This window comes from Nitrobacter winogradskyi Nb-255 (assembly GCF_000012725.1).
Taxonomy (GTDB): Bacteria; Pseudomonadota; Alphaproteobacteria; order Rhizobiales; family Xanthobacteraceae; genus Nitrobacter; species Nitrobacter winogradskyi.
This window is the reverse complement of the sequence record NC_007406.1, coordinates 1,871,544-1,884,004: the sequence shown is the minus strand read 5'-3', so window position 1 is coordinate 1,884,004 and position 12,461 is coordinate 1,871,544. Positions and strand designations below refer to the sequence as shown.

Below are 12,461 nucleotides of genomic sequence, written 5' to 3'. Positions count from 1 at the left end.
TGAAGAAAACGCGTCAAATCAAAATCATAGGACCCGCTTCTGATTCTATCAGAAGCGGAAAGGCTCTAGCCCGAGGGTGGATGACCTGTTCGCGTAAGAAAACGCGTCAAAACAATCCAGAGCTTCGCTTCTGATTCAATCAGAAGAAAAATGCTCTAGCTCTTTTCAACAATAACGGATACCGGGCAGGCTCGGCGAACCGGAGCAGGTATGGCAGAGGCAAGGCACGCACCGCTTAAAGATCAAACGAGCGTCTCCGGTGCGCGCGTTCTGATCGTGGAGGCGCGGTTCTATGATGATATCCAGGATGCGTTGCTCGAAGGAGCGGTCGCCGAATTGCAATCCGCCGGCGTCCGTCATGACGTCGTCACTGTTCCGGGTGCGCTGGAGATTCCCGCGGCCATCGTCTTCGCGCTTGATGCGGCAGAACGGCGCGGCGAGCCTTACGATGCCGTGGTGGCGCTCGGGTGCGTCGTGCGGGGCGATACCATCCATTTCGAGATCGTCTCGATGGAATCCGCGCGCGCGCTGATGGATCTGTCGGTGAAGCGTGGCGTCGCTCTCGGCAATGGCATCATCACCGTCGACACCGATGCGCAGGCGTGGGCGAGGGCGCGTGCGGGCGAATTGAACAAGGGCGGCCATGCCGCGCAGGCGGCGTTGACGATGCTGCGGATGAAACGCCGGTTGGCGAAGGCGTAACGGAGCGATGGCGGACATCAAGGCAAGCATTGACAGGAAGGCCAACAGGCGCGGCGCGGCGCGGCTCGCCGCGGTGCAGGCGCTGTATCAGATGGAGATCGGCGGCGCAGGCATCAACGATGTCTTCGCGGAGTTCGATAGCCACTGGCTCGGCAACGAAGTCGAAGGCGACAGGTATCTTCCTGCCGAGGCCGCCTTCTTTCGCGATGTGGTGGCGGGCGTGGTTCGCGATCAGGTGAGGATCGATCCCTTGATCGACGACGCGCTGTCGAAAAGCTGGCCGCTGAAGCGGGTCGCCGCGATCCTGCGCGCGGTGCTGCGCGCGGGCTCGTACGAACTGGAACACCGCAAGGATGTTCCAGCGCGGGTGGTGGTTTCTGAATATGTCGATGTCGCGCACGCTTTCGTCGAAAAGGATGAAGCAGGCATGGTGAATGCAGTGCTCGACCAGATCGCGCGCCGTTTTCGCACCGGGGAGTTTGCGCGAGGGTAGGGCAGGGCGGAAGACGAGGTGATGTCGTCATGCCTGGCTTTACGCCGGGTATCCACGTCTTGCTGAGTTTGGAAAAGACGTGGATGGCCGGGACATAGGCGAGCGGAAGCGACGCCGTTTCCTCGAACGGCTTTGCCCGGCCATGACGAATTTGACTGTGGCGAGGATCACGCTCGCAAGGATCAACGCATGCCGTCCGGTGAAGATGATCTGATCGCTCGCTACTTCAAGCCGATCGCGACCGATCCGGGCGCGCTCGGGCTCACTGACGATGCGGCGATCTTGAAAGGCGGCGGCGACGATCTCGTGATCACGACCGACGCGATTGTCGAAGGGGTGCATTTTCGGACCAGCGATCCCCCTGAAACTGTCGCCAGAAAAGCATTGCGGGTCAATCTTTCCGATCTCGCCGCCAAGGGAGCCACGCCCGCCGGATTCGTTCTGACTCTGGCCTTGCGTGAACTGGACGAGAGATGGCTCGCAGCCTTCGCGAGCGGGCTTTCCGACGACGCCATCACCTTTGACTGCCCGCTGCTTGGCGGTGACACGGTGGCGACGCCGGGGCCGTTGACGATGTCCATCACGGCCTTCGGTCGCGCGCCACGCAATGGAATGATCTTGCGCAGCCGCGCGCAGCCCGGCGACCGTATCGCCGTTTCCGGCACGATCGGCGACGCGGCGCTCGGGCTCGCCATCCTCTCGGGCAACGTGACGGTCAGCGATCCCAGGATTTGTGAGCCGCTGATCGAGCGATACCGGATCCCGCAGCCGCGCGTTCACCTCGCACCGGCTGTTCGCGACCATGCGCGGGCGGCGATGGATGTTTCCGACGGTCTGGCCGGTGATCTCGCAAAACTTTGCAGAGCGTCCGGAGTTTCGGCAATTATCGATGCTGCGGCCGTTCCGTTTTCCGAAGCTGCGCGCGAAGTGATCGAGCAGGGAAAGGCGAGCTTCGCCTCCGCTGTGAGCGGCGGCGACGATTATGAGATTTTGTGTACAGTCGCGAAGGGTCACTGGGATGATTTCGCGCAGGCGGCCCGCAGCGCCGGCGTCGCCGTAACGTCGATCGGAGAGGTCGTCGCGGGCAACGCGGCTCCAAAATGGCGCGATGCAAAAGGCGGGGATATCGCGCTCCCGCCGCTTTCCTACAGCCACTTCTGAAAACGGGCCTCTCGGCCCTACAAAAATGCCCGGCCAGAGCGGGATGAGGAAAAGTGGGTGCGGTTGTCCGCCCGCATCCCGCGTCTCGAAATACTGGAATTGATCATGTTCATGGTTTTGGATCGATTCGATCCAAAACCATCGTAATCCAGGCCGGGCGTTTGCTTATGAGAGCGGAGGCCCGTTCAGGTGCCGCCACCGAACCGGCGCGACCACCATCCGGCGCGGCGCGGCCGGGTTTCGTCCGATGCTTGCGGAGGCTGTTGCGCCTCGGGCGTCGACTCTTCCGGCTCGCCTTGAACGACCGGAACGGAAGGCGGTTCTTCCTGCGAGGTGAAGCTCACCTTCTCACGCACCGTCGAGCGACGGCAAACAGCTTTCTCGGGCTCCGGAACGGTGCCGTTTCCGGTTTCAGCCGGGGAACTCGCCGACTCTTCGCTCTGCTGCTGTGGCTGAGTTTCAGATTCAGCCGGTTCGCTCCGCGCTTCCGGCGCCAGCGACACGGAATCGAGGTCCGCGACAGCGTCGACGGCTTCCGATACCGAAGTGACGTTCAGTTCGTCGGAAGCCGAATCGACAGGATTCGCACCGTTGGTGCCGCGGCGCCGGCGTCCGCCGCGACGCCCGCGCCGTCGCGGGCGGCGTTCGTCCGCAGGCTGATCGGCTGGCGCCGCGCTCTCCTGCGCCGAAGAGTCCTCTCCCTCATTCTCGACGTCGTCGATCATGAAGCGCGCGGCGGCGAACTCGGCGGCAATCTGGACGCTGTCCGGAACCTCGACCGCTTGTGAGACCTGGCTGTCGTTCGTTTCGCTGGAGCGTTCACGCCGACGGCGTCGCCTGCGCTTGCGGCCGTCACCCTCGGTCTCACCGCCTGCCTGCTCATCGACGCGAACTTCGGCGTCATCGGCCTCGGTCTCGGTCTCCGTATCCAGCGTCGGTTCGTCGTCCTGAACATCCTCAGCTTGTGGCGGGTATGTGACGAGTTGTGTCGCCAATAGCGCTTTTGCGGCCTCCAGGGTATGCACCTGCTCGCCGCGATCAATCACGAAGGACTGCTGACCCGCGATCGCGGGGTCGGCGACCACGGAGAGACCAACCCTGAAGCTGTGCTCCAGGGCGCGCAGATGCTCGCGCTTCTGATTGAGCACATACAACGCGACGTTGATGCGCGTCCGTACGATAAGGTTGTGCGTCGCGCCTTTCATCAGAACTTCCTCGAGGCTGCGCAACAACTGTAGCGCCACCGAGGGTACCGAGCGAACATGGCCGCTGCCGCCGCATTGCGGGCAGGGCTCCGTCGAGCTTTCCAGCATGCTGGCGCGAATGCGCTGGCGCGACATTTCCAGAAGACCGAAGTGCGAAATTCGACCGACCTGGATGCGCGCGCGATCGTGGCGCAGGCACTCGCTGAGCTTACGCTCCACCGCGCGGTTGCTTCGCTTCTCGTCCATGTCGATGAAGTCGATGACGATCAGGCCGGCAAGATCGCGCAGCCGCAACTGCCGGGCGACTTCCTCGGCAGCCTCGAGATTGGTCTTGAGCGCGGTGTCCTTGATGTGATGTTCGCGGGTCGAGCGGCCTGAGTTGACGTCGATCGACACCAGCGCTTCGGTCTGGTTGATGACGATATATCCGCCGGAGCGAAGCTGCACCGTCGGCAGAAACATCGCGTCCAGCTGGCTCTCGACGCCCATCCGCGAAAACAGGGGCTGGCAGTCGCGATACTGCTTCACGGCCCTGGCGTTGGAAGGCATCAGCATCTTCATGAAACCGCGCGCTTCATGATAGCCGGCTTCACCGGCCACCAGGATTTCGTCGATTTCCTTGCTGTAGAGATCGCGGAGGGAGCGCTTGATCAGCGAGCCTTCCTCGTAAACGAGCGTCGGCGCCTGGGACCGCAGGGTCATATCGCGCACGGTTTCCCACATGCGGATCAGATACTCGAAGTCGCGCTTGATCTCCGGCTTGGTGCGCGCAGCGCCGGCGGTGCGCAGGATGACTCCCATTCCCTCGGGGACATCGAGGTCCTGGACCACTTCCTTGAGCCGCGAACGGTCCTGCGCCGAGGTGATCTTGCGGCTGATGCCGCCGCCGCGCGCGGTATTGGGCATGAGCACGGCATACCGGCCGGCCAGCGACAGATAGGTCGTCAGCGCCGCGCCCTTGTTGCCACGCTCCTCCTTGACGACCTGCACCAGCATGACCTGGCGGCGCTTGATGACTTCCTGGATTTTGTACTGACGGCGCGGCCGGAACGCCCGCTCCGGCACTTCCTCGAGAGCATCATCGCCGCCGACGGATTCGACCTGCTCCTCTTCTTCGTCATCGTCGCCATCATCATCGGCGCGATCTTCGACACGGACCTCATCCCCATGAAATTCTTCGGCATGAGGCTCGTCGTGGTCGTGATCACCGCTCGCATGTACGCCGAGCGCATGATCCTCATTCGGAGAGGAAGATATCGCCGGTTCGACCTGATCGTCCCGGGCGCCGTCGTCAGCAGAAGGCTCCGAGCCGACCGCGTCATGCGGCGCTATCGAGGGCAAATCCTCTTCCGAAGACGCGGCAACCTGATCGTCACCGGTATCCTCCTGATTTTCGTCTTGCTCGTGATCCCCATTATCGGAATCAGCGGCGAAAGCGAAGTCCGGGGACTCCGGCAGGTGGTCCGCGACGGTTTCGTAGTCGGAGCCGTATAACGAGATTGATCCAGACTCGTGCGAATGATCGTCATCATCCAGATGATGGTGATCCGGATCGTTCGGCTGATCGTGATCCTGTACGTCGTGCTGTTGCCCGAGGTGGTCGCCAGCCGCGAATTCATCATGCGACGGGTCGGAATGCGACGGGTCGGATTGCGTCCCGTCCGCGCCCGCGACCTGATGCTCCCCGTTCTCGACAACGGCGCTTTGCACGCGTTCGCCATGATCGCGCCGGCGGGCGTTGCGATGCCGCGAACGACGGCGGCTGGAGCGATCTTCGGACTCCTCCTCGGCCTCGCGGTGCGCCCGCTCGTCCGCCTCGATCAGCGCCTGACGGTCGGCGACCGGAATTTGATAATAGTCGGGATGGATTTCGCTGAACGCCAGGAAACCGTGCCGGTTTCCTCCGTACTCGATAAACGCAGCTTGTAGAGACGGTTCGACCCGGGTGACCTTGGCCAGATAGATGTTGCCGCGCAGTTGTTTGCGTTGGGCGGATTCGAAATCAAATTCCTCGACGCGGTTACCGCGGACCACCACCACCCTGGTTTCTTCCGGGTGGGTGGCGTCGATCAACATTTTGTTGGGCTTGTTGGGCATTTTGAAGCTCTTGGAGGCGGAGGGCGCATGACATGGCAAGCGCGTGGCGCGCGGCCGGCCCATGCAACGGTCCACCTGATTCGGGGGTGAGGGGAAGGCTGCGCCGCGATCCCGTACGCCGTACCGACCCTGCTTCCTGCGAGACGCGATCCGCGAAGCCTTCACTTCGCCTCGGCGCGGTCCTTGCGGAAAAAATGGTCGGCTTCTCAGTATGGCGCATCAGGCGTCAGCCCGTCTGAACAGGTTGGCGGCAAACAAAACACCGCCGTATATCTCTCTCGCTGCCGGACCGACGCGGCGCCAAGGCACCTGCCGGTTGTCGTACCTGGTGGCCGAAGGGCCGGGACAATCGGATACGACCTCTCCAAGTCGCCCCCGGTTCAAATGATAACCTGGGACAGGATGCCTCCCAAACCTGAAAAACACCTCTGCGATTCGGCCGCGCGTTGCGCTGGCTGTGTGGAGGGGATCAGGAAACGCCGGGCTTCCAGCAAGTTGAAGCCCTACGCCGCTCTCGGGAGGCTGAACGCGACACAACCGTGAGTTTAGCCGTCAGCACTCACCTACATACGTGGATTGCCCGTCTCATGCAAGGGACAGCGTCGCCAGCCTGCAACATCTCTAAACAGTCGTGATCGATTAAGCCGGGATTAACCGTGCGGTTCTATTGCGATTGGAAGGCAGTTCGGAGGCATGGGTTCGTTGGCGTGCCGCGCAAATCTGGGAATCGTCTGGCTATGCGCCGCAGCGATGCTTGCTCCCGGCGCGGCTTCGTTGGCCGCCGGGAACGAGCCCGCGCGCCCCGAGGTCGCGGTTGATTTTCCGGTCGCCTCCGCGGTGCGTGTCGCGGGTGATCTGAAACAGACCCGCTTCGTCCTCGATCTCGACAGGAAGATCGATCTTCGCGCTTTTCTGCTGAGCGATCCTTATCGGGTCGTGATCGACACTCCCCAGGTCAGTTTCCATCTTGCGCCAAAGGCCGGGGAGGCGGGACGCGGCCTGATCAAGGCGTTTCGCTACGGCCTGGTGATGCCGGGCGGATCGCGTATCGTTTTCGATCTCGCAGGACCTGCGAAAATCGGGAAAGCCTACGTGCTTGACGCCGCGAACGGTCAGCCCTCCCGTCTCGTCGTCGAACTTGAGGCCGTCGACCGTGCCGCATTCAACCGCTTGCTGGCGCGATCGAGCAGCCCGGAACCGGCGAAGGATACTGGTCCTCCCGGGCCCGTTGCCGATACGCCTGGCTCGCCCGGAGTCGCGGACGGCCGCCTCGTGGTCGTGATCGATCCAGGCCACGGCGGACTCGATAATGGAACCCAGGCGTCAACGGGAGAAAGCGAAAAGGATCTGGTGCTGGCCTTCGGCACAGCCTTGCGCGATCGCATCGAGCAGGGCGGCAGGTTCCGTGTCGTCATGACCCGGACCGACGACACTTTCATCCCGCTGGCCGAGCGGGTGCGCATCGCCCGTAACAATGGCGCTTCATTATTCGTGTCGATTCACGCGGACGCCTTGCCGCGCCACGAAGGCGATGCGCGGGGCGCAACGATATATACGCTGTCGGACAGGGCCTCGGACCGCGAGGCGGAACGGCTGGCCGAAGCCGAGAACAAGGCGGACGCCATCGGCGGCGTCGACCTGACCGAGGAGCCGACCGAGGTGGCCGATATCCTGATCGACCTTGCGCGGCGGGAAACGCGCACGTTCTCAAATCGTTTCGCCCGGCTGCTGATGAGTGAGATGAAAACCTCCGCGCGAATGCACAAGCACCCGCTGAAGTCGGCCGGATTCAGAGTGCTTAAAGCTCCCGATGTGCCGTCGGTGCTGGTCGAACTGGGTTACGTTTCGAATAATGCGGATCTTCGCCAGATGGCATCCGAAGAGTGGCGTTCAAAGACGGTCCGGTCGGTGGCTAAGGCCATCGAGGCGTTCCTTGCAAAAAGGGTCGTATCAGCCGCTCCGGTGGACTAGGTCACGAACCCATAAACGGGGTTCCGTTTGGACGGGATGCGTGATTCAATCTCCAGAGGTGGGAGGATTGAATGGCACGTTTTGATCTGACGGATTTTGAATGGTCTGTGATCCAGCCGCTGTTGCCGAACAAGTCGCGCGGCGTTGCACGGGTGGATGATCGGCGGGTGCTGAACGGGATTTTCTGGCGGCTGCGCACCGGTGCGCCGTGGGCGGACATTCCAGCGCGCTACGGCCCGCACACCACTTGCGTGAACCGCTTCAACCGGTGGCGCAAGGCAGGCGTGTGGGATCGCATTCTGTCGGCTATTTCAAAGGCTTACGATGGCGACATCCAAATGATCGATTCGTCGTCGATCCGCGTGCATCAACATGCGGCCAACGGTCAAAAAAACAGACGCGATCCCGTTGCATGGGTCGCTCGCGCGGCGGGCTGACCACCAAAATCCACGCGCTGGTGGATGCCTGCGGCCTGCCGATCGTCCTCAAGATCACCGAAGGCCAGGCCCATGACGGGCGTAGCGCGCAGGACATGATCGACACCGTCGAACGCGGCGACGTGCTGCTGGCCGACCGGGCCTACGACTCCAACGCCCTGCGTCAAACGCTGGCCGCGCGCGGCGCGAGAGCCAATGTGAAGCCGATGTCAAATCGCGTTGCGGCCTTGCAATTCAACAGACGGCTCTATCGCAAGCGCAATCTGGTCGAACGCTTCTTCAACAAAATCAAGCACTATCGCGCCGTCGCCACCAGATATGACAAACGTGACGACAACTTCCTCACCTCCATCAAGCTCGCCTCAATCCGCATCTAGTTGCGATTTAATGAGTCGATGACCTAGTTGTTTGATCCCGGCATTTGATGGTGCATTATTTTCCGGAGAATGGAAGGATGCGCTATGGGACAGGTTCTTCACGGGAGCGCCACGACGACAGAGGCAATCCGTCGAGCAATACAAAATAGTGAAGAGAGCCTGAGAGCGCTGTCGAAACGCTACGGGATCAACCAGAAGACCGTCGCAAAATGGAAGAAGCGGACCTCGGTGGCCGACCTTCCGACGGGACCGAAAGATCCGCGCTCGACGGTGCTCTCATCCGAGGAGGAGGCGATCATCGTCGCCTTCCGCAAGCATACCCTGTTGCCGCTCGATGATTGCCTCTACGCGCTTCAGCCAACGATCCCGCACCTGTCGCGGTCTTCATTGCATCGCTGCCTGCACCGTCACGGCATCAGCCGGCTCCCGGAGGTCGAAGGCGACAAGCCGATCAGGAAGACGTTCAGGAGCTACCCGATCGGCTACTTCCACATCGACATCGCCGAGGTGCAGACGGCTGAGGGCAAGCTGCGCCTGTTCGTGGCCATCGACCGCACTTCGAAGTTCGCCTACGCCGAGCTCCACCAAGAGGCGGGCAAGATGGTCGCGGCTCAGTTCCTGCGCAACCTCATCGTGGCAGTTCCCTATGCCATCCACACGGTGCTGACGGACAACGGCATCCAGTTCACCAACCACGCCCGTCACAAATATGCGTTCCACCACATCTTCGATCGCGTCTGCGACGAGAACGGCATCGAGCACAGGCTCACCAGGATCAACCATCCCTGGACCAACGGACAGGTGGAACGGATGAACCGCACCATCAAGGACGCCACCGTCAAGCGCTTCCACTACGACAATCATGACCAACTGCGCCGGCACCTTCAGGACTTCATCAAGGCATACAACTTCGGTCGAAGGCTGAAGACGCTCAAAGGCCTCACACCCTACGAGTTCATCTGCAAACGATGGACTTCAGAGCCCGATCGATTCATCATCGATCCAATCCATCAAATGCCGGGACTGAACACCTAGAGCCCTTCACCGCTTCATGGAAGCGGTGAAGGGCTCCATACTTTATGTTTTGACGCGTTTTCTTCACGCGAACCAGTTTCCACTTCGCTCGAAAACGCTATAAGCATGAAAAGCGGCGCATTGCGGGTGAGAAGCCCTAGTTTGGACACAGCGTCCACCCTATAGAAAAGTTTCGTGAACTCGCGGAATCGCCAGAATCGGCATGCCCGATCCGGGCGGATGCCTCGACGAACGAAACGCGTCCACCCGGCGACGATGCCTGTAGTCGGCGCTGTAGTCGCCGATGATCAGGTTCCGGATAACAAAACGGACATTCGATGATGCGCTTGCTGCTGCGGTTCATGGGCTTTCTGTTTGCCGCGGGGACCATTCTGTTTCTGGTCGGCGTCGCGGCGGTCGCGGGATTGATCTGGCATTTTTCCCAGGACCTGCCGGAGTATTCCCAGCTTCAGAATTATGAGCCGCCGGTGATGACGCGCGTGCATGCATCGGATGGCTCGCTGCTCGGCGAGTATGCGAAGGAGCGCCGGCTCTACCTGCCGATACAGGCCGTGCCGAAGCTGGTCATCAACGCGTTCCTGGCCGCGGAGGACAAGAATTTCTATGAGCACGGCGGCATCGATTATCAGGGCATGGCGCGCGCGGCGCTGCTTTATGCTCAGAACTACGGCACCAACAAGAGACCGCAGGGCGCCTCCACGATCACCCAGCAGGTTGCCAAGAACTTTCTTCTGACCAACGAAGTTTCCTTTACCCGCAAGATCAAGGAAGCATTGCTGGCCATGCGCCTTGAGCGCACCTATTCCAAGGACAAGATACTCGAACTGTATCTGAACGAGATTTACCTCGGCCTTGGCGCGTACGGTATCGCGGCCGCATCGCTCGTGTACTTCGACAAATCGGTCAACGAATTGAGCGTCGCCGAGGCCGCATATCTCGCGGCCCTGCCAAAGGCGCCCTCGACGCTGCACCCCGTCAAGAACCGTGAACGCGCGATCGAACGGCGCGACTATGTCGTCGACCGGCTGCTGGAGAACGGCTGGGTCAACCAGGCCGACGCGGAAAAAGCTCGCAAGCAGCCGCTGATCGTCACGGGCCGCTCCAACGGGGCGCATACTTTCGCCGGCGAATATTTCGCTGAGGAGGTTCGTCGCGACCTGTTCGAACGCTATGGCGAAGAAAAGCTCTACGGGGGCGGCCTGTCCGTCAGGACGACGCTCGATCCGGAATTGCAGGTGATCGCGCGCAAGACCATGGCCAATGGCCTCGTCACCTATGACGAAGCTCAGGGCTGGCGCGGGCCGGTGAGCAAGCTCGACATCTCCGGCGACTGGGGGGTGAAACTCGCCGAGGTCAAATCGTTGTCCGATATCTCCCCGTGGCGAATGGCGGTCGTGCTCGAGTCCGACGACAAATCGGCGCGGATCGGCTTCCAGCCCGGACGCGAGCTTGGGGGCGCCGTAAGCCGCGAGCGGCGAACAGGTTTGATCACGCTTGACGGGGTGAAATGGGCCAAGGCCACGTCCGGGTCGGCGCGAGGTCGTACGCCGACAAAGGTGTCTCAAGTGCTTTCGCCCGGCGATGTGATCTATGCCGATCCCCTGATCGCGAAGGATGGCAAGATCGTCGAGGGAGAATACCGGTTGCGCCAGTTGCCTGAAGTGTCCGGCGCGATGGTGGCGATGGATCCGCGGACCGGCCGTGTGCTGGCCATGGTCGGCGGCTTCTCCTTCGATCAAAGCCAGTTCAATCGGGCAACGCAGGCGTACCGGCAGCCAGGCTCCTCGTTCAAGCCGCTCGTCTATTCCTCGGCGCTCGACAACGGTTACACGCCTTCCACGGTCGTGGTCGATGCGCCGATCGAGATCGACCAGGGGCGCGGCTCGGGCGTTTGGCGGCCGGAAAACTACTCGAAAGAAAAGTACTACGGTCCGCAAACGCTCCGAAACGCGCTGCGGCTTTCGCTCAACACCGTTACGGTCCGCCTGGCGCAGGATGTCGGGATGCCGCTGATCGGCGAGTATGCCAAGCGCTTCGGCGTTTACGATGAACTGCCGAACTATCTGTCCTACGCACTGGGGGCCGGCGAGACCACGGTGCTGCGCATGGTGACCGCGTATTCGATGTTCGACAACGGCGGCAGGCGCGTGAAGCCGACCCTGATCGACCGCATTCAGGATCGTTACGGTCACACCATCTACAAGCACGACGCGCGGGAGTGCCGCGGCTGCGAGGCGCCGGAGGGCTGGAAGAATCAATCCGAACCCCAGTTGATCGATCACCGCGAGCAGGTGCTGGATTCAATGACGGCTTACCAGATCACCTCCATGATGGAAGGTGTGGTGCAGGCGGGCACCGCCACGGTCATGCGCGAGGTCGGCAAGCCGATCGCCGGCAAGACGGGCACGACTAACGACCAGAAGGATGCCTGGTTCATCGGATTCTCGCCAGACCTCGTGGTCGGCATCTATATAGGGTATGACAAGCCGCGCAATCTCGGCCGCAGGGCGACGGGCGGACATCTGGCGGCTCCGATCGCGCGGGACTTCATGAAGATCGCGCTTGCCGACAAGCCGGCCACTCCGTTCCGCATTCCTCCCGGTATCAAGCTGGTTCGCGTTGACGCCAAGTCCGGCATGCGTGCAGGCCCCGGCAGCGGTGGCAAGACGATCCTTGAAGCTTTCAAGCCTGGCACGGCGCCGCCTGACAACTATTCCGTGATCGGCGTGGCTGATGCAGACGGACGCGAGCCGCAGCCGCTGCCCGACGCCGACCGCAGCCTGTTCCGGCCCGGCACCGGAGGGCTTTACTAGAGCATGATCGCTTCTGATTGAATCAGAAGCGAAGCTCTGGATTGTTGTTCTGACGCGTTTTCTTGACGCGAACCGGATTCCATCCTTAGGGCTCAAGCCCGAGGACATGCTTCGCTCGAAAACGCTATGGAGCGTGATCCGATCAGGTTGAAACAGACCATGCTCTCGAA

The 12,461-nt window shown here is 61.6% G+C and carries 8 protein-coding genes; 7 read left to right on the top strand and 1 reads right to left on the bottom strand.

Annotation, left to right across the window (positions count from 1 at the left end):
• The first annotated feature begins 210 nt into the window (after window positions 1–210).
• From ribH to thiL, 3 genes are all read left to right on the top strand, one after another.
• Window positions 211–702: a 6,7-dimethyl-8-ribityllumazine synthase gene (ribH, locus tag NWI_RS08985; RefSeq protein ID WP_011314980.1), complete on the top strand. Its 492-nt coding sequence runs from the start codon at window positions 211–213 to the stop codon at window positions 700–702.
• Between the two features lie 7 nt (window positions 703–709).
• The gene (gene nusB / locus NWI_RS08980) at window positions 710–1,195 is read left to right on the top strand and encodes a transcription antitermination factor NusB (protein ID WP_011314979.1); all 486 of its coding nucleotides are present in this window, start codon (window positions 710–712) and stop codon (window positions 1,193–1,195) included.
• 189 nt (window positions 1,196–1,384) lie between these two features.
• Complete coding sequence (gene thiL, locus NWI_RS08975; protein ID WP_011314978.1) at window positions 1,385–2,356, top strand: thiamine-phosphate kinase; 972 nt, start codon at window positions 1,385–1,387, stop codon at window positions 2,354–2,356.
• Between the two features lie 185 nt (window positions 2,357–2,541).
• On the opposite strand, the gene NWI_RS08970 is transcribed toward thiL, so the two are convergent.
• On the bottom strand, window positions 2,542–5,658 hold the full coding sequence (locus NWI_RS08970; RefSeq protein WP_041345556.1) for an Rne/Rng family ribonuclease: 3,117 nt from the start codon (window positions 5,656–5,658) through the stop codon (window positions 2,542–2,544).
• A 702-nt stretch (window positions 5,659–6,360) separates the two neighbouring features.
• On the opposite strand from NWI_RS08970, the gene NWI_RS08965 reads away from it, so the two are divergent.
• The 4 genes from NWI_RS08965 to NWI_RS08945 all read left to right on the top strand — a co-directional run bounded on the left by NWI_RS08965 (window position 6,361) and on the right by NWI_RS08945 (window position 12,291).
• Window positions 6,361–7,629 (top strand): N-acetylmuramoyl-L-alanine amidase, encoded by a 1,269-nt coding sequence (locus NWI_RS08965; protein WP_011314976.1) that lies wholly within the window; start codon window positions 6,361–6,363, stop codon window positions 7,627–7,629.
• A gap of 71 nt (window positions 7,630–7,700) precedes the next feature.
• A protein-coding gene (locus NWI_RS16950) for an IS5 family transposase (RefSeq protein ID WP_148203819.1) occupies window positions 7,701–8,443 on the top strand; the annotation gives its coding sequence in 2 pieces (ribosomal slippage) (window positions 7,701–8,010 and window positions 8,010–8,443; 744 coding nt in all).
• Between the two features lie 84 nt (window positions 8,444–8,527).
• Window positions 8,528–9,478: an IS481 family transposase gene (locus NWI_RS08950; RefSeq protein WP_011313641.1), complete on the top strand. Its 951-nt coding sequence runs from the start codon at window positions 8,528–8,530 to the stop codon at window positions 9,476–9,478.
• Between the two features lie 320 nt (window positions 9,479–9,798).
• On the top strand, window positions 9,799–12,291 hold the full coding sequence (locus tag NWI_RS08945; protein WP_041345555.1) for a penicillin-binding protein 1A: 2,493 nt from the start codon (window positions 9,799–9,801) through the stop codon (window positions 12,289–12,291).
• The last annotated feature ends 170 nt before the right edge of the window (window positions 12,292–12,461 follow it).

What these genes read in the sequence shown, in the direction of transcription:
- nusB (WP_011314979.1), top strand. Translation starts at nt 710, where the DNA reads ATGGCGGACATCAAGGCAAGCATTGACAGGAAGGCCAACAGGCGCGGC.
- NWI_RS08950 (WP_011313641.1), top strand. Translation starts at nt 8,528, where the DNA reads ATGGGACAGGTTCTTCACGGGAGCGCCACGACGACAGAGGCAATCCGT.
- NWI_RS08945 (WP_041345555.1), top strand. Translation starts at nt 9,799, where the DNA reads ATGCGCTTGCTGCTGCGGTTCATGGGCTTTCTGTTTGCCGCGGGGACC.
- NWI_RS08970 (WP_041345556.1), bottom strand. Translation starts at nt 5,658, where the DNA reads ATGCCCAACAAGCCCAACAAAATGTTGATCGACGCCACCCACCCGGAA.
- ribH (WP_011314980.1), top strand. Translation starts at nt 211, where the DNA reads ATGGCAGAGGCAAGGCACGCACCGCTTAAAGATCAAACGAGCGTCTCC.
- thiL (WP_011314978.1), top strand. Translation starts at nt 1,385, where the DNA reads ATGCCGTCCGGTGAAGATGATCTGATCGCTCGCTACTTCAAGCCGATC.